Origin of the sequence: Simplicispira sp. 125 (assembly GCF_003096555.1) — a bacterium.
In the GTDB taxonomy this organism is placed as follows: Bacteria; Pseudomonadota; Gammaproteobacteria; order Burkholderiales; family Burkholderiaceae_C; genus Simplicispira.
The window spans coordinates 1,912,214-1,931,170 of the sequence record NZ_QEKM01000001.1 but is presented as its reverse complement, the minus strand read 5'-3'; the positions used below and the strand labels follow the sequence as shown (position 1 = coordinate 1,931,170).

The window sequence follows — 18,957 nt, the reverse complement described above, 5'->3', positions numbered from 1 at the left end:
CTCAGGCCTGCCACACCCCAAAACCTGCCGAGCGCAGGTCGATGCCGATCTCGATCTCCCGGTCCACCGCGTCTTCGTAGCGCATGGGGTTAAAGCCCTCGTACAAATCGGGCAGCAGGTGCAGGCCGTATTGCGTCACAAAGCGGTTAGCCTGGATGCCCGCCTTGTGCTTGTCAAACCGAACATCCGGGTCCAGCCCTGTCATGCCCACGTACACGCAGGGCTTGCCTTCTATATAGCCCGGGTTGCACCGGCGAAAGCGCGGCTCCCGCAGTACGTCTTTGGAGAGTTCGACCACGTAGACGTGGTGGTGGGGCTTGCGGCGGTAGGGCATAGGGCACGGACCAATGCCCGGTATTCTATGAATGCGCTGTACCGCGCCAACCCCTACCGACATCAGACGCATCGCCCCGCACTCCCGCACCATGACTGAAACCTTTTTCTACCCCGTCGGCACACCCGGCCAACCCTGGGGCGCCGCAGAACGCGACCAGTGGCGCGCGCGCCAGGTGCGCCAGCGCAGCTACGCCGACGACGTGCTCACGGCCATCGAGGCACTGCGCGGCCGGTTGGATGTGGAACTGTATGGCGATGTGGTCTATGCCGACGCCCAGCACCCAGCAGAGCGCTTTCCCCTGTGGGCCCTGCGCAGCCGCCACTGGCAACCCGGCCTGTCCAGCGTGCTGGTCACCGGTGGGGTGCACGGCTACGAAACCAGCGGCGTGCACGGCGCGCTGCGGTTTGTGGACACGCAGGCCGACCGCTTTGCAGGCCGCGCCAACCTGCTGGTGGTGCCGTGTGTGAGCCCCTGGGCGTACGAGCGTTTTCAGCGCTGGAACTTCGACGCCATCGACCCCAACCGCGCGTTCAAAGAAGGCTCACCCGCGCAGGAATCCCTCGCCCTCATGCGCCTGGTGGCTCCGCTGCATGGTCAGTTCGCCGCCCACATCGACCTGCACGAAACCACCGACACCGACGAATCCGAATACCGCCCCGCCGTGGCCGCGCGCGACGGCAAGGTGTTCGAGCCCGGCAGCATCCCCGACGGCTTCTACCTGGTGGACGACACCGACAACCCGCAGCCCGCATTCCAGCAAGCCATCATCGAGGCCGTGGGCCGTGTGACGCACATCGCGCCTGCGGACGAGAAGAACGAAATCATCGGCTCGCCCGTGGTGGCGCCAGGCGTGATCCGGTACGCCATGAAGCAGCTGGGCCTGTGCGCCAGCATCAGCGGCGCGCGCTACACCACGACGACCGAGATGTACCCCGACAGCCCGCGCGCCACGCCCGAGCAGTGCATCGAGGCGCAGGTGGCGGCGGTGTGTGCGGCGGTGGAGTTTGTGTGTGGGGAAACGAAGTAGCGCTGTTTTCTGACCGTTTCAGTGCCAAATAGGCCTCTAACGCTTGATAGGTAAGCGTTAGTAGCTACTATAAACGGAGCAAATCTGCCGTCGAATATTTGGCGCCCACGGGGGCTTGAGGGTGGCTGCCTCTTACGGCGGGTTCAGTAGAGCCCCAAGCAACCGGGCGCTCACCTCGGCGGCATCCAGCGTGGCGAACTGCATGTTGTGCTGCCCCGTCAGCAGGCCGTGGCCCGGCTCCATGCGGCCTGCAGCGTCGTAGCCCATGGCTTTGAACTTCCAGACCCCGCCCACATGTTTGAGCGAGCCCACATGTGCGCCATCGGCCGTGTGCACTGCCACCACCCCGGCATTGACCGGCAAAAGCTGCAAGGGGCCCGCCAGCGGGCCGAGCGGTACGTGGGAATAGGTGGGGGCGAAACTGGGCGGTAGGGGCTGGGGGTGAGGCATGGCGGTGTTTGTATCTCAAAACGTGCGGCACTCATCACCACTGCACGTGCCGTCGGCCCATGCTGCCGCACGTACCCGTTGGGCTGCATGGGCTTGAGTGTGTCAGGCAGGTCGGCTGAATTTTCGAATGGCCGCACTAAAAATCGCCTATAACGCTTGTGCAGTAAGCGGTAGAAGCTATTGAAAAAATAGCAAATAAGTTTTAGGTGGTAGGCACGATGCGCCGCAAGGCCCGCACTTTTTGATCGCCTGCGCGCAGGAGGCCTCCAAAACTGGAATGAGACCCCGAATGTTTTTTGGAAATATGCCCCGGATACTCCGAGAAATTTCAGTGGCTCGTGGTGCCGTTTTGAGCTTCTGGCAGCGTGGCCTGCTCTTGGCGCATCAGCAAATAGTCGTGCGGGCTGATGTGCTGCACTTCCCCATCTTCGGCCACCACCATGTAGGTGTTGGCACGCCGTGCGTCTTCGGCCGCACGCAGCCCAGCGCGTGCCAAAGCGGCCAATGCAGCCTGCGCTGGGTCAGCGATGGGGGGCGTGGGGGTCAATATTGCACTCATGGGTTGCCTCCTTGTGCCAGCAGTATCGGCTGACGACGCTGGTTGTCATAGAGAAACCAGGCATTGACGATGGGTTTGTAGGTGTTTTCGAACTGGTTCAGCCCTGCCTTAAACCGCCGCCGAACGACATCTTCTGGGATGTTGTGCCCGCCCTGACTCACTCTCAACCGCACCCGGTCAATGGCCATTTCAGCGGTTGGTAGCTTCAAAAAATACAAGCTGACGTGGTAGCCGAGTGAACGCCAATACAGTAATTTTGCTGCATAGGCTCGACCCGACAGGGTGGTTTCCAGTGCAAAACTGCGACCATGGGCGACGTGGTCATCGATTTCCGCCAGCATGATGCGCGCGGCTTTGATGGCAGCCACCTCGGGGGCAAAGGGTGACAAGCCTGCGGCAATCAGATCTGCATTGACGAATATCGGGCACTGGGCTTCAAACGGCAAAAACTCGCGTGCAAATGTCGTCTTACCAGCCCCGTTGGGGCCTGCGATGATGATGGCGCGAGGAGACGTTTGAACCATAGGGTGCTGTTTCTTGTCGCACTGCGTCAGGCTGTGGAGGCAATCGCTTGCCGCTTGACTTCATCCAGCGTTCTGCCTTTGGCGTCTTTCCACTCCACCCAGCCGTTGGCAGAACGCCCCTGTAAAGCGGTGGCGGCCATGCTGGGGCTGGTGAACAGAGTGTCGCGGGTGAACACCACGCCGCCGTTGTCGATGTTCAAGATGCCTTCCTTCAGCAGCTTTTCGCGAAAGCGCTCGCTGGAGGTGCCTTGGATCGATGCCACGTTCTCCAGTCGCCCGCGTGAGCCCTTGAGCACCACAAACCCCTCGGCGGTGTACTCGCCCACGCCATTCGCGCCTGAGCCTTTGCAATAGAACAGCTCTGGCGCACCCTTGGCGGGTGGGGCGTTGACCAAAGGTTCAAAAATCGGTTGGCCCAGCGTGGCCAGCAGGGTGGCTGCGGTTTCGTGAATCTCGTGGCAGTCGGCTTGTAGCGGGGCGGGCGTGTAGGGCTGCGAGCCGGTGTTGCCGTTCTCCAAGCTGTAGCGCCCGGCCTTGGTGGCCTCAGCAATGGCAAACCATTCCAAAAACAGCGCGTGCGTTTGCGTCATGCTGTTGGTCAGCGAGATAACTACCAGCGCACGGTTCCAGAAGTCTTTGTCTTTGTTCTGTTGCACCAGTCGGCTGCCCACGTTGCCAGACTGGCCGATGTATGCGCGCGGTAACCCCGCCTCGGACAATTCGCCCATCAAAAAGTACACGCCCACCTGCTGCGCCTCGGGCATCTTGAGGAAGTCCGCCAACTGGCTGCGCGGCACTTCAATGACCCGAACGATGCGCGTCGTGATCTCGGCCACCCGCATGCCGCGCGGGTCACCGGTGGGGAGGTAGATTTGGATGGTTTGGGGGCGGGACATGGTTTTTGGAACTACTTCCCCCAACTATCCTTCAACCCCACCGCCAAGTTAAACACCGGCTTCGTGCCTTGCACGTGATCCCCCCTATCCGCCACAAAGTACCCGTGCCGCTCAAACTGAAACTTCTGGTCCGGCAACGCATTCGCCAATGAAGGCTCAACAATCGCGGTGACCACCTTCAGGCTTTTCGGGTTCAAACTCTCAATGAAGTCTTTGCCGCCCGCGTCGGGGTGGGCATCCAGAAACAAGCGGTCGTACATGCGCACTTCGGCGGTCACGCCATCCTGCACGCCCACCCAGGTGATGGCGGCTTTGACCTTGACGGTTTCGCTGCCGGGCGTGCCGCTCTTGGTGTCGGGCACCACGGTAGCCAGCACTTCGGTGATGACCCCGTTGGCGTCTTTGTTGGCGCCGGTGCATTCGATGACGTAGCCGCCCTTGAGCCGCACCTTGTTGCCGGGGAACAAGCGCTTGTAGCCCTTGGGCGGCACTTCTTCGTAGTCTTCGCGCTCAATCCACACCTCTTTGCCAATGGTGAATTGGCGCGGGGCGGGTGGCTCGGTGCCTTCGGGCACGTTGGGCAGGGCGGGTAATGTGCAGGGTTCCAGGTGGCCTGCTGCAAAAACTTCGTCCCAGTTGGTCAGCACCAGCTTGACGGGGTTGAGCACGGCCATGCCACGGTGGGCTTTCAATTCAAGGTCTTCGCGCAGGCAGCCTTCGAGCGTGCCGTAGTCGATCCAACTGTCGCTTTTGGTGACGCCAATGCGTTCGGCAAACAGCTGCAGGCTGGCGGGCGTGTAGCCACGGCGGCGCAGGCCCACGATGGTGGGCATGCGCGGGTCGTCCCAGCCGCTCACCTTGTGGTCGTACACCAATTGGGCGAGTTTGCGTTTGCTGGTGATGACGTAGGTGAGGTTCAGGCGCGCAAACTCGTACTGGCGCGGGGGCGGGGCGCTGAGCAGTTTTCCTTCGATGAGGCGCTCCAGTAGCCAGTCGTAAAACGGGCGCTGATCTTCAAATTCCAGCGTGCAAAAGCTGTGGGTGATTTGCTCCAGCGCGTCTTCAATCGGGTGCGCGTAGGTGTACATGGGGTAGATGCACCAGGTGTCGCCCGTGTTGTGGTGCGTGGCGCGGCGGATGCGGTAGATGGCCGGGTCGCGCATGTTGATGTTGGGGCTGGCCATGTCGATCTTGGCGCGTAGCACCATCGATCCGTCTTCATGCTCGCCGCCCTTCATCTCGCGGAAGATGCGCAGGTTCTCGGCCGGGGAGCGGGTGCGGAAAGGGCTGTCTACGCCGGGCTTGCCAAAGTCGCCCCGGTTGGCACGCATTTGCTCGGCGGTTTGTTCGTCCACGTAGGCGTGGCCTGCTTCGATCAAATACTCGGCCGCGCGGTACATGAAGTCGAAGTAGTCGCTGGCCTGGTAGGGTTTGTCGTTGCCGCTCTGGCTCCAGTCAAAGCCGAGCCATTTGACCGCGTCGATGATGCTGTTGACGTATTCGGTGTCTTCTTTTTCGGGGTTGGTGTCGTCAAAGCGCAAGTGGCACACACCTTGGTAGTCGCGCGCCAGGCCAAAGTTGATGCAAATGCTTTTGGCGTGGCCGATGTGCAGGTAGCCGTTGGGCTCGGGCGGGAAGCGGGTGCGAATCTTCGCTGGGTCGGGCTCGCCTGCGGCTTGGTGGGCGGCGTCGCCGGGGCTGCCGGCCCAGCGGCGCTGGGCGTAGGTGCCTTGTGCCAGGTCGCTTTCGATAATCTGGCGCAGGAAGTTGCTGGGGCGGGCGGCTTCCGGGGGGGCAGCAGGGGCTGCGGGGGCAGTGTGGGCGGGGGTGGGGGTGCTCATGCGGCCATTTTAGGCGGCGCACCCGTGATGTTTTGCGCGTTCCAAGATGGGGTGTGTACCTCCAGAAACAATATAAGGTGCTTTTTATGCCATCCTTTCGGCTGTCTGGCGCGTTAAGCACGAACAGGGCCAACGCACGAGGCGGGCCGTTTCACTCAACAGGAGGCTTTTATGACCATCACCCGTTCTTTCCAAGCCATGGCGGCAGCCGCAGGGGTGGCGCTGGCTCTGCTGACTGGTGCGGGCGCTGCCCATGCCCGCAGCGACGTTAATTGGTCGGTGGGCATTGGTGTGCCCGGTGTCGTGGTGGGAGCCAGCAATGGTGGCTATTACGCCCCGGCGCCGGTATACGTGGCTCCGCGCCCGGTGTATTACGCACCCCCGCCCCCGGTGTACTACGCGCCTCCACCACCGGTGTATTACGCACCTCCGCCGCGCCCTTATTACTATGGCGAAGGCTACCGGGGCCACCGGGGCGACCGCCATCGCCACCACCGCCACTACCGTGGCTACGACCGCGACTGAGTGAGGTGCTGGCTGCTGCGGGAGGCTCGTTAGGCACCACCCCGGTGGTCTTTTGATCTGCAAGGCAGCCTTTGGGCTGCCTTGTGCTTTGTGCGCCGCATAATCTTGCGTTTTGGCCTGCTGGCGGTGCTGACCGGCAGGTGCAATGCCTGGAGCGCTCCCCGTGAAAACCGTTTTTGTCCTCAATGGCCCCAATCTGAACCTGCTGGGTACGCGCGAGCCCGCGGTGTATGGCGCCCACACGCTGGCCGATGTAGAGCAGATCTGCGCCGCCGCATGCACTCGCCATGGCTTTGCGCTGCGTTTTCATCAAAGCAACCACGAGGGGGCCCTGCTGGACTGGATTCATGAGGCCGGGCGCCTGCATGCAGCGGGCAATCTGGCGGGCCTGGTACTGAACGCCGGTGCCTACACCCACACCAGCGTGGCGCTGCCCGACGCCGTCAAGGGCACGGGGGTGACGCTGATTGAACTGCACATCAGCAACGTGCATGCGCGCGAGCCGTTTCGCCACCATTCGTACCTGTCGGCCGTGGCCCGCGCTGTGATGTGCGGCTTTGGCGTGCAGGGCTATGGGCTGGCCATCGACGCGCTGGCGCAGATGCAGCCTTGATGCGAGGCGCGGGGCAACGCGGTGGCGGTTGATGCAGTGTTTCTGATCGACGAGTCCGAGGTCGAGTTCACCGCCATGCGCGCGCAAGGGGCGGGCGGGCAGAACGTGAACAAGGTGTCGAGCGCTGTGCACTTGCGCTTTGACATTGGTGCTTCGTCGCTGCCGCTCGACGTCAAGGCGCGGCTGCTGGCGCTGCGCGACAGCCGCATCACGCAAGAGGGCGTGGTCGTCATCAAAGCCCAGCAGTACCGCAGCCAGGATCAAAACCGCGCCGACGCACTGGCCCGGCTTAACGCATTGGTGGCAAGCGTGGCCCGGGCACCCCTGGTGCGCCGGCCCACCAAACCCACCTATGGGTCGAAGCAGCGGCGCCTGGAGTCCAAAAGCCAGCGCGGCCAGACCAAGGCCTTGCGCGGCAAGGTGCACGACTGACAACACCCCGTGCTACGCCGTGGCACGGCGGTCGGGATAGGTACCGATTCTGGAACAAAGCGTCTCACCTCAAGGGGTTGGTGCGCGGCGCGATCGCTTTTACAGTGGCGGGTAAAGGATGGGCACCATGAATACTTTTACCAACGCCTCCCCCGGCGGCGCGATTCCCGCGCTGTTTGTGTCGCACGGCGCACCTTTGTTCGCCCTCGATGTGGGTGAAACCGGCCCGGCCCTGACCCAATGGGGCCGGGGTTTGCGCGCCCAGTTTCCGGCACTGCGTGGCGTGGTCATCCTGTCGCCGCACTGGATGGCACGTGAGGCTTTGGTAACAACCGGCGCACAGCCCGCTACCTTGCACGACTTTGGTGGTTTTCCGCCCGAGCTGTATGCGCTGCAGTACCCCGCACCGGGCGCTCCGGCGCTGGCGCAGGAGGTACTGGCGCTGCTGCAGGCCGCAGGCGTGGCGGCGCGGGGTGATGCCCTGCGCCCGTTTGACCACGGTGCCTGGGTGCCCCTGATGCACCTGTTTCCGACCGCCGACGTGCCCGTGGTGCAGGTGGCCTTGCCCGCGGACGCAGGGCCGGCCGAGGTGTACGCGCTGGGCGCGGCCCTGCGCGGGCTGCGCAGCCAGGGCGTGCTGGTGGTGGGGTCGGGCAGCATGACGCATAACCTGGCCGAGTTTTTTGGCGGCGCGCGTGAGCCCGCGCCCTACGTGCTGGAGTTCAGCCGCTGGATCGAGGCGGCCCTGCAACGCGGTGACCTTCAGGCCCTGCTGGCTTATCGCCGCCTGGCACCCTATGCTGTGCGGGCCCACCCGACCGAAGAGCATTTCTTGCCGCTGTTCTTTGCGCTGGGGGCGGCGGGTGATGATCTGCATGCCCATTACCTGAGCCGTGAGGTGATGTACGGCATGCTTGCCATGGACGCCTTTGCCCTGTTGCCCGCTGCATGAAGTGCTGCTGGGGTGGCAGAATCGACCCCATCACTCCGAATGGGGATTGCCATGCTTGAACTGCCGCTCACCTTTTTGCAGCGCCCTGCTGCCGCCGCTACCCCCCGGCCCTGGTTGCTGGTGCTGATGCATGGGGTGGGCAGCAACGAGCAGGATTTGTTTTCGCTGGCGCCGCAAATTCCCGAGCGGTTCCATGTCATCAGCCTGCGTGCGCCGTACCGCATGGGGCCGGGCTCGCATGCATGGTTTGATTTTTCTATCGAACCGGGGGGTGCGCGCAGCTACAACACCGAGCAGGAAGCCGCCAGCCGTGCGCTGGTGGCCCGGTGCATCGAGGCGGCCTCAACGCAACTGGGCATTCCGCCAGAGCGCATAGTGGTGGGGGGGTTCAGCCAGGGCGGCATCATGGCGCTTTCGCTGCTGCTGACCCGGCCCGAGCTGATGCACGGGGCGGTGGTCTGGCACAGCCGCCTGATGGCAGAGCTGCTGCCGCTGACAGCCCCGCACGATGCGCTGGTGGGTCGCAAGCTGTGGCTCAGCCATGGCACCAACGACAACGTGATTCCGCTGGCCAACGCGCTGGCCGTGCGCCACCACATGGACACGCTGCCCGTTACGGTGACGTACCGCGAGTTTCCGGGCGACCATGAAATCCGCCCATCGGAGCTGGCCGCCACTGTGGCCTGGCTGGAAGGCTTGTCGACCCGACCTGCTGCGTATTAGCGATCGACCGGCAGCGCCACCGTGCGCTTGACCTCCTTGAGCGAAAAACTGGTCGATATCTCGCGCACGCCCGGCAGGCTGCGGATGCGGGTGCGCACATAGTCGGCAAAGGTTTCCAGGTCGGGCGCCACCAGTTCCACCTGGTAGTCGTAGCGGCCCGACAGGTTGTGGCACGACAGCACCTGTGGCAATGCCAGCACTTCGCGCTCAAACGCTGCTGTGACCTCGGCTGTGTGGCTGTGCAGGCCCAGTTGCACAAAACCCAGCACGCCATAGCCCACGCGGTACCGATCGAGGTGGGCGTGGTAGCCACTGATGACACCCGATTCCTCCAGTTGCCGCACCCGTCGCCAGCAAGGCGAGGTGGAGAGTGAAACGCGCTCGGCCAGTTCGCCCACGGTGGCACGCCCGTCTTTTTGCAGAGCGTCGAGCAGTGCGCGGTCTACGGCATCCAGCGCGGCAATGGTCGGTGGCATTATTTCCTTTGTGAGTGGATTTTTGGGGTTGATTATTCTAAAAATATACTGCTTTTTATCCTGAATAGCGATTTTTTACCTGTGGATTTGGCAAAGAATTTTGGTATTCCAATAGCTTCAGGAGACCAGCATGGCCAAGGCACACGACAGCACCGGGGGCTTTAGCACCCGCGCCATCCATTTCGGCTACGAACCGGCCGACCACCAGGGCGCGCTGGTGCCGCCCATCTACACCTCGGCCACGTTTGCCTTCCCCGATGTGGGCTATGGCGCGCGCTGCTTTAGCGGCGAGGAAAACGGCTACTTCTACACCCGCATTGCCAACCCCACGCTGGCGCTGCTGGAAGGGCGGCTGGCCAGCCTGGAGCAGGGTGTGGGCGCGGTGGTGTTTGGCTCGGGCATGGGCGCGATCACGGCCACGCTGTGGTCCATGCTGGAGCCGGGCGACGAGATACTGGCCGACCTCACGCTCTACGGCTGCACCTTTTCGTTCTTGAACCACGGTCTCGCACGTTTTGGCGTCAGCGTGCGCCATGTGGACATGACCGACCCCGCCAATGTGGCCGCCGCGCTGACCGACCAGACGCGCGTGGTCTACCTTGAGTCGCCTGCCAATCCCAACATGCGCCTGGTGGACATTGCGGCGGTGTCCGCCCTGGCCCACGCACGCGGCGCCAAGGTGGTGGTGGACAACACCTACTGCACGCCCTACCTGCAGCAGCCCCTGCTGCTGGGCGCCGATGTGAGCGTGCACTCCATGACCAAATACCTGGGTGGCCACGGTGACCTGACGGCCGGTGCCGCCATCTTTGCCGATGCCGAGCTGGCGCAGCGTGTGCGCCTGTATGGCCTGAAAGACATGACGGGCGCCGTGATGTCGGCGCAGGACGCACACCTGGTGATGCGTGGCCTTAAAACCCTGGCACTGCGCATGGACCGCCACTGCCAGAGTGCACAAATGGTGGCTGAATTCATTGCGGCGCACCCTGCCACGGCCGTGGTGTATTACCCTGGTCTGCCCAGTTTCCCGCAGCACGCCCTGGCCAAGCAGCAGATGCGCCAGATGGGCGGCATGATCGCGTTTGAACTCAAGGGCGGTTTACAGGAGGGGGTGTGCTTTATGGACGCGCTGCAGCTCGTTACCCGTGCCGTGAGCCTGGGCGATGCCGAAACCTTGGCCCAGCACCCGGCCAGCATGACGCATTCGGTCTACACACCCGAGGAGCGCGCCGCGCACGGTATTGCGGAAGGCCTGGTGCGCCTGTCGATTGGCCTGGAGGATGTGCAGGACCTGCTGGCCGACATCGGCCAGGCGCTGGACCTGGCCCATGCAATGGCGCTCAAGAGCGCGCCGTCAGTGCAGGCAGAGGCAGGGCGGTCTTGTAGCGCACCTGCTTGAGGGCAAAGCTGGAGCGGATCTTTTCGATCCCCGGAATCGGCGAGAGCTGTTCCAGGATGAATCGCTCCAACGCCCCCATGTCGGCCACGGCGACGCGGATCAGGTAGTCGCTGTCGCCCGTCATCAGGTAGCACTCCATGATTTCGTCCTGCTCGGCAATGCGGCGTTCAAAATCGGCCAGCGCCTCCTTGTTTTGCGCCTTGAGGCTGATGCTGATGAACACGTTGAGCCCCAGGCCCAGCGCCGCCGCATTGGCCAGCGCCACATAGCGGCTGATGACCCCCGCCGCTTCAAGTGCCTTGACGCGCGCCAGGCACGGAGAAGGCGAGAGGTGCACGCGCCGCGCCAGCTCCACATTGGAGAGCGAGCCATCGGCCTGCAACTCGCCCAGAATGCGTAAATCGACAGCATCCAGCTTCATATGCTTGAAAATTAAATTTTGACAGCGCATTGTGCCGTTCGTGTTCGGCATCACAGCGCAATCAGCACCACATTTTTCCGCCAAACGCCTACAGTCCTCGCCATGAACGCCCTCACGCCCCACGCCATACTGCAAGTGCCGCAATCCCAAGATATCGACCCCGAAGAAACGGCAGAGTGGCGCGATGCCTTTCTGGCCCTGGTCGCCACGCAGGGGCCAGAGCGGGCGCGCCACCTGCTGCAAGAAATTGTGGGTGTGGCGCGGGCACAGCGTGTGGGCTGGCAGCCCGACCTGAATACGCCGTACGTGAACACCGTGGCGGTGCAAGAGCAGGGCGTGTTCCCCGGTGATTTGGCCATTGAGGAGCGGCTCGGTTCCATCATCCGCTGGAACGCGCTGGCCATGGTGGTGCGCGCCAACCAGGCGTATGGCGAACTGGGCGGCCACATCGCCAGCTACGCCAGTGCGGCAGACCTGTTCGAGAGCGGCTTCAACCATTTCTTCCACGCCCGCGAAGGGCTGGGCGAGGGGCAGCACCGGGGCGACCTGGTGTTCTTCCAGCCGCACAGCGCGCCGGGCGTGTATGCGCGGGCGTTTCTCGAAGGGCGCCTCTCCGAGCAGGATTTGATGCACTACCGCCAGGAGCTGACGGCGCCCACAGTCGGTGCGCAAGGCTTGTCGAGTTACCCGCACCCGTGGTTGATGCCCGATTTCTGGCAGTTCCCCACCGGGTCGATGGGCATCGGCCCCATCAGCAGCATCTACCACGCGCGCTTCATGCGCTACCTCACGCACCGCAACCTGCTCGACTGCACGGGCCGCAAGGTCTGGGGCGTGTTCGGCGATGGCGAGATGGACGAGCCCGAAAGCACCAGCGCGCTCACCCTCGCCTCGCGCGAGGGGCTGGACAACCTGGTCTGGGTGGTCAACTGCAACCTACAGCGCCTGGACGGCCCCGTGCGCGGCAACGGCCGCATCATCGACGAGCTCGAGCGCCTGTTCGCTGGCGCGGGCTGGAACGTGGTCAAGCTCGTGTGGGGCAGCGACTGGGACGGCCTGTTCGCGCGTGACCTCACGGGTGCGCTGGTGCGCACCCTGGAGGCTACGGTGGATGGCCAGATGCAGACCTTCGCCGCCAAGGACGGGCGCTTCAACCGCGACAATTTCTTTGGCCAGAGCCCCGAACTGGCGGCGCTGGCCCAGGGCATGACGGACGAGCAGATCGACCGCCTCAAGCGCGGCGGGCATGACCTGGTGAAGATCCACGCGGCCTACGCTGCTGCCGCCGCCCACCGGGGCCAGCCCACCGTCATCCTGGCCCACACCAAGAAGGGTTATGGCATGGGCACGGCGGGCCAGGGCAAGATGACTACGCACAGCCAGAAAAAGCTGGACGGTGCCGACCTCATCGAGTTCCGCAACCGCTTCAACCTGCCGCTCACCGATGAGCAGGCCACCAGCCTGGCCTTCTACAAGCCCTTTGAGGACAGTCCCGAAATGCGCTACCTGCGCAGCCACCGCCAGCAGCTGGGCGGCTACCTGCCGCACCGCGAAGCGATCTGCGAGCCCTTGCCCGTACCGCCCATCGCCAGCTACGCGCAGTTTGCGCTGCAGGCTGCGGGCAAGGAGATGAGCACCACCATGGCCTTTGTGCGCATGCTCGGCACTTTGATGAAAGACCCCGCGCTGGGCCCGCGCATCGTGCCCATCGTCGCGGACGAGGCGCGCACTTTCGGCATGGCCAATTTGTTCAAGCAGGTCGGCATCTACAGCAGCGTGGGCCAGCGCTACGCGCCCGAGGACATTGGCTCGGTGCTTGCCTACCGCGAGGCGCTCGATGGCCAGATCCTGGAAGAAGGCATCAGCGAGGCCGGCGCCATTGCGAGCTGGACGGCGGCGGCGACGAGCTACAGCGTGCACGGCCTGGCCATGCTGCCGTTCTACATCTACTACTCCATGTTCGGCTTCCAGCGCGTGGGCGACGCCATCTGGGCCGCGGCCGACCAGCGTGCGCGGGGCTTCTTGCTGGGCGCCACCTCGGGCCGCACCACGCTGGGCGGCGAGGGCCTGCAGCACCAGGACGGCACCAGCCACCTGGTGGCCGCCACCATCCCCAACTGCAAGGCCTACGACCCGGCCTATGCGGGCGAAATGGCGGTCATTGTGGATGCTGGCATGCGCGAAATGGTGACCGAGCAGCGCGACGTTTTCTACTACGTGACGCTGATGAACGAGAACTACGCCCAGCCCGACCTGCCCGAAGGTGCGGCAGAAGGTGTATTGCGTGGATGCTATGTATTTAATAGCTTCCAGCGCTTACCAGATGGTCGTGAGAGGTCAATTTCATCTAAAAATGTCACGTTGCTGGGCTCCGGAGCCATCCTGACGGAAGTGGTCAAGGCCGCCGAACTGCTAGCGGCCGAGGGCATTGAGGCCACCGTGCTCAGCGTGACCAGTTGGAGCGAACTGGCGCGCGACGGCCAGGCCTGTGAGCAGCGCGCCCTGGCAGGCGAGGCCGCGCCCGGCGAGCCGTGGCTGACGCAGCAACTGGCTGCCACGCACGGCCCCGTCATCGCCGCCACCGACTACGTGCGCGCTGTGCCCGACAGCGTGCGCGCATTGGTGCCTGCCGGGCGGCGTTACCTCACGCTGGGCACCGACGGCTTTGGCCGCAGCGACACGCGCGCGGCATTGCGCGCCTTTTTTGGTGTGGACGCCCTGGCCATCGCGAAGGCGGCAAAGTTTGCGCTGGAGGGCTGACCGGCCCATCGGCACAGGGCGTTACGAACTTCTGCGGCTTTGGGGTTTCCAATAGGCTTTTGGCAAAAGCCAGCACAGGGAGGCGCCCATGTCCGAACGAGAACGATCCACACTGAACCCGCCGCAGGAGCCGTCCCGCTGGGGGCTTGTAGTGGTGGTGCTGGTCTTGCTGGTGGGGGTCGGGGGCGCCTGGTGGTGGCAGCAAGCCCAGGTGCCCGTGGCGACACCCGCACCGCCACCCTCTGCGGCCAGCGCTCTACCGGTCGCAGCAGCGCCTCCTGCGCTACCTGCATCGGAACCGGCTTCAGGCCCGCAGAACCCGGTCGAGGCTTTGGCGCCACCCGATGCGGCCCTGCCCGCCCTGGCAGGATCAGACGATCATGTGGCCCGCGCGCTGGGCGAACTGCTGGGTGCACGCGATATTGCGGTCTTCCTGCAGATGGATGGCCTGGTACGCCGTGTGGTGGCCACGGTGGACAACCTGGGGCGCGAGCATACCCCTGCGCGCCTGTGGCCGGTCCACCCCACGCCCGAACGCTTTGCCGTGGTTGGCAGCGGCCCGGTGCAAACCATTGGCCTTGACAACGCCGCCCGCTACGGCGCGCTGGTGCGCTGGATTGAGTCGGTAGACATGCAGCGGGCCGTGGCGCTGTATGCGCGGCTCTATCCCTTGTTCCAGCAGGCCTACGAAGAACTCGGTTACCCGGGCCGTTATTTCAACGACCGTCTGGTGGCCGTGATTGACCACCTGCTCCAGGCCCCCGAGCCCGCCAGCCCCGTGGCGGTGAAGCTGACCGAGGTGAAAGGCGACGTGCCATCCACCCGCCCCTGGGTGCGCTACGAGTTTGCCGACCCGCAGCTGCAAAGCCTTTCGAGCGGGCAAAAAATTATGGTGCGCGTGGGGTTGGAGAACGAGCGCCGTTTGAAGGTACGGCTGAAGGCGCTGCGTGCGTTGGTGGCGACGGGGGCGGTTGCCAAGGCCAAGCCTTGAGGTCGGCGGGGCTGCTATTGTGAAGATGCGCCGTTTGCTGTCTCTGCGCTTTGGGTGAGGTCGGAGGCCGGGACTCGCCCCGGCGGGCGACCTCCTTTCTTGTGCGCGACAAGAAAGGAGGCAAAGAAACGCGCCCCACAGCCTGCGGCCCCTGCGGGGCAACCTGCGCCGGGGTGCTTGCGGGGTGCGCCGCATAACTCACTACGCTGCTGCGCAGCTGCGTTCAGACAAATGCGGCGAGTCAGATCACGAAGCGGGTGTGTCCTGCGGCACACCCGCCACCCCGCAAGCACCCCGCCACAGGCGCAGCCAGAAGGGGGTTGGAAGCCTGACACGAGCCATTGCTGCGCTCGGCCCCGAGGGGTGCAGGCGCTACGCGCCGCACAAGCCAAGCCAAGCCGAGCTGAGCCGAGCCGAGCCGAGCCGAGCGCAGCAATGGCCCGGGTGGATGCCCGATCCCAGGGTTCCCTTCAGGATGCGCCGAGGAGCGCAGCGCCGCGCAGTTCCTGATCGACGTTGGAAGGTGGAGCGGGAGAAAACTCGCGTGGTCGGTCAACGATCGTTGCCGATGCACCGCAGGGTCCCTCCACCCCGACAACCAGAACATACAAGCACCGCAGGTTGCCCGGAGCGCAGCGCAGGGACGCAGCCTGCAGGGGCGCCCTTTCCCTTTCTTTGGTGACTTTCTTTCGGCGAGGCGACGCGAAAGAAAGTTACTCGCATGCCGGGCGACTCCCGGCCTCCGCCCTCAGCAATAGAAAATTTTCAAAAAAGATAGCTACCACCGCAATACCGGCAAGCGCCATAGCCACATTCGCCTGATTAGCGACATACCTCAGTTCGTCGTGAACGTTCCGCCATTGCCAGCCCTCCAACAACCAGTGCCGAGTCATCGGCCAAGGAGCAGGCAATGTCAATGAATGCCATCCAGTTCCAGCGCGGCCTGTCGCTGCCCCAGTTCCAAGCTCTCTACGGCTGTGAAGAACAGTGCGAGCGCGCCTTGGTGGCCGCCCGCTGGCCCCACGGCTGGCAGTGTGCCCACTGCGGCTGCAAGCGCTTCTTTCTCACCCGCAATGGCATCGGCCGCCAGCTGTGGGAGTGCTTTATCTGCGGCTACCAGAGTTCGAGCATCGTGGGCACCGTGATGGAGCACACCCATCTGCCCCTGCGGCTGTGGTTCCTGGCCATGTATTTGCTCACCCAGCACAAGAACGCCATCAGCGCCCTGGCGCTCAAGCGCCAGTTGGGTGTGTCCTACAAGACAGCGTGGCTGCTCAAACACAAGCTGATGCAGGCCATGGGCCAGCGCGATGCGCGCTATCTGCTGAGCGGGCGTGTGGAGATCGATGATGCCTACCTTGGGGGCGAGCGCGCAGGCAGTATCAACGGTGGACGCAAGGCGGCCAACAAATCCGCCTTTGTAGCTGCCGTACAGACCAGCGAGAACGGCAGGCCGCTGTACCTGCGCTTGGTGCCAGTGGCGGACTTCACGAATCAGGAGATGGCGCAGTGGGCGCAGCGCTATCTGGCGCCCGGCTGTCATGTGGTCAGCGATGGCACACCTGCCTTTGCCCAGGTGCGCCAGGTGGGCGCTATTCATGAGCCCCACGTCACGGGAGGTGGCCGCCAGGGGGCGCAGACGCCCCAGCTGCACTGGGTCAATACCCTGCTGGGCAATCTCAAGACCAGCATGGCAGGAACGTACCACTCGTTTGACCATGCCAGATATGGTGCGCGCTACCTGGCGGAGTTCTGCTATCGCTTCAACCGCCGCTTTGACCTGCCCGCCATGCTGCCAAGGCTGCTGCGGGCGCTGGTAACCACAAGGCCCCTTCCATTGAAGATGTTGCGTGTGTCTGAGGTACGTAGCTAATCAGGCACATTCGACCCAAACATTAGATTGCAGACCGAAAGAAGGCATCGAGCACCGGCACCAGCCCCGGAAACTCCAGCGCAAAGCGCTCGCGGTTCACAAAATACGCCTCGCAAGCCACCGCAAAGAACTCCGCAGGAGCGGTGGCTCCATAGGCATCCAGCCAGGGCCATTCAGCGCCAAAGCGCTCAGCCTTGATCACTGCCTCGCGGAACTGGGCGTAGGCCGGTTCCCAAGCCGCCCACCAGGCCTCGTAGGCTGCGCGGCCACCGCGCGTGCCCATGAAACCCGCAGGCAGCGGGGGGCAGCCGTTGGCGTGGCCGCTGCGCATGTCCAGCTTGTGGACAAATTCATGCACCACCACGTTGCTGCCGTGGTGCGCGGTGTGGGCGGCGTCCTCCACATGTTGCCAGCTCAGCATGATGGGGCCGCGTTCCATGGCCTCGCCCGCCAGCACCTCGGTGTAGTGGTGCACCACGCCGGCCTCGTCGCGGCTTTCGCGCCGGGCCACGGCTTCGCCGGGGTGGACGACGATGGTCACGAAGTCGTCGTACCAGCCCAGGGCCTGTGCAGCGTCGCCCCAGTGCAACAGCGGCAGGCAGGCCTGGGCGGCGATGTCGATGGCCATGGCGTCGGTGACCTCCAGGCCGTGTGCGCCGTGAAACTGCTTGTGGTGCAGGAACAGGGCGCTCAGGGCCCGCAGTTTGGCCTGGTCATGCAGCGGCAATGCCGCCAGAAAAGGGTAACGATGCAGCGTGTGCAGCCACAGCGCGGCTGAAATATCAGGGACTGGGGCCAGGGTGGCGCGCAGGCTGCGGCGCAGGCGGTTCAAGAAGGCGGGCATCCGCACTACATGGGGCCGATGTGAACGCGTTCCAGCCCCTGGTCGGTGGCACGCAGTACCTCGGTGCGTGGTGGATGAGCGGCGGCATCCCAGTCGCTCAGCACTACGCGGTGCAGGTCGAGGGCCAGGGTGTGCTCTGCGGGGCGGTGGGTATGGCCGTGGATCAGCGTGCTGGCCCGTGCGGATTGCAGCCAAGCGATCGCGGCGGGGTCATCCACGTCGGCATAGGAGGCGCCCGACTGCTTGCGCGCTTCGCTTTGCTGGCGTATGCCGCGCGCCAGGGCGCGGCGACGGGCCAGGGGCTGGGATAAGAATTCCTGCTGCCATGCCGCACTGCGTGCCTGCAGGCGAAAACGCTGGTAGTCCACATCGTCCAGGCACAACAGGTCGCCGTGGCTGAGCACGATGCGCTGCCCGCCAAACGCCAGCACGGTGGGATCGGTCAGGCCGGTGATGCCACAGTGCTGCAAAAAGGCCGGGCCAGCGAGGAAATCGCGGTTGCCGTGCATGAAATACACAGGCAGGCGCCGAGTGGCGGCCTGCAGCGCGGCGCAGCATTGCGCTTCGAAGCTGCCAGGCTCAAGGAGGGCATCGTCACCCACCCAGACCTCGAACAGGTCCCCCAGGATGAAAAGAGCGTCTGCGGGGGTGGTCTGCAAGTAGTCCCGCCATGCCACCACGGTGGCAGGCTCGCTGGCCTGCAGGTGCAGGTCCGAAATGAAATCGACCGTACGCCAGTGCGGGGGAGCAGCAAGCTCTTCGAACCGGGGCACGGTCGGGGTCACGGTGATCGTTTCAGATCAGAGTGCCACGGCCTTCTCGATCACCACGTCTTCCTTGGGCACGTCGTCATGGAAACCCGAGCGGCCCGTTTTTACGGCCTTGATCTTGTCCACCACGTCGGTGCCACCGACGACTTTGCCGAACACGGCGTAGCCCCAGCCCTGGGCGTTGGGGGCGGTGTGGTTCAGGAAGCCGTTGTCGGCCACGTTGATGAAGAACTGCGCGGTGGCCGAGTGCGGGTCGCTGGTGCGGGCCATGGCCACGGTGTAGTTGGCGTTTTTCAGACCGTTCTGGGCTTCGTTCGCGATCGGTGCGTCCGAGTCCTTTTGCTTCATGCCGGGCTCAAAGCCGCCGCCCTGCACCATGAAGCCAGGGATCACGCGGTGGAACACGGTGTTGTTGTAGTGGCCCTTGTTCACGTAAGCCAGAAAATTCTCGGTCGACTTGGGGGCCTTGTCGGCGTCGAGTTCGAGGGTGATGACACCGTAACCGGTGATGTGCAGTTCGACTTGGGGGTTGCTCATGGCGGGT

Annotated in this window: 21 protein-coding genes; 10 read left to right on the top strand and 11 right to left on the bottom strand. The window is 64.1% G+C overall.

What is annotated here, in order from left to right; genetic code table 11:
- Position 1: 1 nt before the first annotated feature.
- Positions 2-334: a hypothetical protein gene (locus C8D04_RS08975; protein WP_116004535.1), complete on the bottom strand. Its 333-nt coding sequence runs from the start codon at positions 332-334 to the stop codon at positions 2-4.
- 91 nt (positions 335-425) lie between these two features.
- On the opposite strand from C8D04_RS08975, the gene C8D04_RS08970 reads away from it, so the two are divergent.
- Entirely contained in the window at positions 426-1,364 is a 939-nt protein-coding gene (locus C8D04_RS08970) for a M14 family metallocarboxypeptidase (protein WP_116006106.1), read from the top strand.
- Between the two features lie 132 nt (positions 1,365-1,496).
- On the opposite strand, the gene C8D04_RS08965 is transcribed toward C8D04_RS08970, so the two are convergent.
- From C8D04_RS08965 to C8D04_RS08945, 5 genes are all read right to left on the bottom strand, one after another.
- Positions 1,497-1,814, bottom strand: coding sequence for a hypothetical protein (locus C8D04_RS08965; RefSeq protein ID WP_116004534.1), 318 nt, complete (start codon positions 1,812-1,814; stop codon positions 1,497-1,499).
- 328 nt (positions 1,815-2,142) lie between these two features.
- Positions 2,143-2,373 (bottom strand): hypothetical protein, encoded by a 231-nt coding sequence (locus C8D04_RS08960; protein WP_116004533.1) that lies wholly within the window; start codon positions 2,371-2,373, stop codon positions 2,143-2,145.
- Entirely contained in the window at positions 2,370-2,897 is a 528-nt protein-coding gene (locus tag C8D04_RS08955) for a zeta toxin family protein (protein WP_116004532.1), read from the bottom strand. Before C8D04_RS08955 ends, C8D04_RS08960 begins: the two co-directional genes overlap by 4 nt.
- Positions 2,898-2,923: 26 nt before the next feature.
- Complete coding sequence (locus tag C8D04_RS08950; RefSeq protein ID WP_116004531.1) at positions 2,924-3,793, bottom strand: GIY-YIG nuclease family protein; 870 nt, start codon at positions 3,791-3,793, stop codon at positions 2,924-2,926.
- 11 nt (positions 3,794-3,804) lie between these two features.
- Positions 3,805-5,634: a glutamine--tRNA ligase/YqeY domain fusion protein gene (locus C8D04_RS08945; RefSeq protein WP_116004530.1), complete on the bottom strand. Its 1,830-nt coding sequence runs from the start codon at positions 5,632-5,634 to the stop codon at positions 3,805-3,807.
- Positions 5,635-5,805: 171 nt separating this feature from the next.
- On the opposite strand from C8D04_RS08945, the gene C8D04_RS08940 reads away from it, so the two are divergent.
- The 5 genes from C8D04_RS08940 (at position 5,806) to C8D04_RS08920 (ending at position 8,879) form a co-directional block, all read left to right on the top strand.
- Positions 5,806-6,159: a hypothetical protein gene (locus tag C8D04_RS08940; RefSeq protein ID WP_116004529.1), complete on the top strand. Its 354-nt coding sequence runs from the start codon at positions 5,806-5,808 to the stop codon at positions 6,157-6,159.
- A gap of 145 nt (positions 6,160-6,304) precedes the next feature.
- The gene (gene aroQ / locus C8D04_RS08935; protein WP_116004528.1) at positions 6,305-6,772 is read left to right on the top strand and encodes a type II 3-dehydroquinate dehydratase; all 468 of its coding nucleotides are present in this window, start codon (positions 6,305-6,307) and stop codon (positions 6,770-6,772) included.
- A gap of 21 nt (positions 6,773-6,793) precedes the next feature.
- Complete coding sequence (arfB, locus tag C8D04_RS08930) at positions 6,794-7,204, top strand: alternative ribosome rescue aminoacyl-tRNA hydrolase ArfB (RefSeq protein WP_116004527.1); 411 nt, start codon at positions 6,794-6,796, stop codon at positions 7,202-7,204.
- Between the two features lie 118 nt (positions 7,205-7,322).
- Positions 7,323-8,156, top strand: coding sequence for a class III extradiol ring-cleavage dioxygenase (locus tag C8D04_RS08925; protein ID WP_116004526.1), 834 nt, complete (start codon positions 7,323-7,325; stop codon positions 8,154-8,156).
- A gap of 51 nt (positions 8,157-8,207) precedes the next feature.
- Positions 8,208-8,879, top strand: a complete 672-nt coding sequence (locus C8D04_RS08920; protein WP_116006105.1) for a phospholipase — start codon at positions 8,208-8,210, stop codon at positions 8,877-8,879.
- Here C8D04_RS08920 and C8D04_RS08915 read toward each other — a convergent pair.
- Entirely contained in the window at positions 8,876-9,355 is a 480-nt protein-coding gene (locus C8D04_RS08915; RefSeq protein ID WP_116004525.1) for an Lrp/AsnC family transcriptional regulator, read from the bottom strand. The two genes, C8D04_RS08920 and C8D04_RS08915, sit on opposite strands and share 4 nt — an antisense overlap.
- A gap of 130 nt (positions 9,356-9,485) precedes the next feature.
- On the opposite strand from C8D04_RS08915, the gene C8D04_RS08910 reads away from it, so the two are divergent.
- The gene (locus tag C8D04_RS08910) at positions 9,486-10,754 is read left to right on the top strand and encodes a methionine gamma-lyase (RefSeq protein WP_116004524.1); all 1,269 of its coding nucleotides are present in this window, start codon (positions 9,486-9,488) and stop codon (positions 10,752-10,754) included.
- Here the strand turns inward: C8D04_RS08910 and C8D04_RS08905 are convergent.
- On the bottom strand, positions 10,696-11,175 hold the full coding sequence (locus C8D04_RS08905) for an Lrp/AsnC family transcriptional regulator (protein ID WP_116004523.1): 480 nt from the start codon (positions 11,173-11,175) through the stop codon (positions 10,696-10,698). The genes C8D04_RS08910 and C8D04_RS08905 overlap by 59 nt on opposite strands.
- A gap of 102 nt (positions 11,176-11,277) precedes the next feature.
- On the opposite strand from C8D04_RS08905, the gene mdeB reads away from it, so the two are divergent.
- From mdeB to C8D04_RS08885, 3 genes are all read left to right on the top strand, one after another.
- Positions 11,278-13,935: an alpha-ketoglutarate dehydrogenase gene (mdeB, locus tag C8D04_RS08900; RefSeq protein ID WP_116004522.1), complete on the top strand. Its 2,658-nt coding sequence runs from the start codon at positions 11,278-11,280 to the stop codon at positions 13,933-13,935.
- Positions 13,936-14,023: 88 nt separating this feature from the next.
- On the top strand, positions 14,024-14,926 hold the full coding sequence (locus tag C8D04_RS08895; protein WP_116004521.1) for a DUF3014 domain-containing protein: 903 nt from the start codon (positions 14,024-14,026) through the stop codon (positions 14,924-14,926).
- Between the two features lie 910 nt (positions 14,927-15,836).
- On the top strand, positions 15,837-16,799 hold the full coding sequence (locus tag C8D04_RS08885; protein ID WP_116004519.1) for an IS1595 family transposase: 963 nt from the start codon (positions 15,837-15,839) through the stop codon (positions 16,797-16,799).
- Between the two features lie 22 nt (positions 16,800-16,821).
- On the opposite strand, the gene C8D04_RS08880 is transcribed toward C8D04_RS08885, so the two are convergent.
- Genes C8D04_RS08880 through C8D04_RS08870 form a run of 3 tightly spaced genes read right to left on the bottom strand, consistent with a single transcriptional unit; the run spans position 16,822 to position 18,950 of the window.
- Entirely contained in the window at positions 16,822-17,643 is an 822-nt protein-coding gene (locus C8D04_RS08880) for a M90 family metallopeptidase (RefSeq protein WP_116004518.1), read from the bottom strand.
- Between the two features lie 5 nt (positions 17,644-17,648).
- On the bottom strand, positions 17,649-18,428 hold the full coding sequence (locus C8D04_RS08875; RefSeq protein ID WP_116004517.1) for a UDP-2,3-diacylglucosamine diphosphatase: 780 nt from the start codon (positions 18,426-18,428) through the stop codon (positions 17,649-17,651).
- A gap of 15 nt (positions 18,429-18,443) precedes the next feature.
- Positions 18,444-18,950: a peptidylprolyl isomerase gene (locus C8D04_RS08870; RefSeq protein WP_116004516.1), complete on the bottom strand. Its 507-nt coding sequence runs from the start codon at positions 18,948-18,950 to the stop codon at positions 18,444-18,446.
- Positions 18,951-18,957 lie beyond the last annotated feature (7 nt).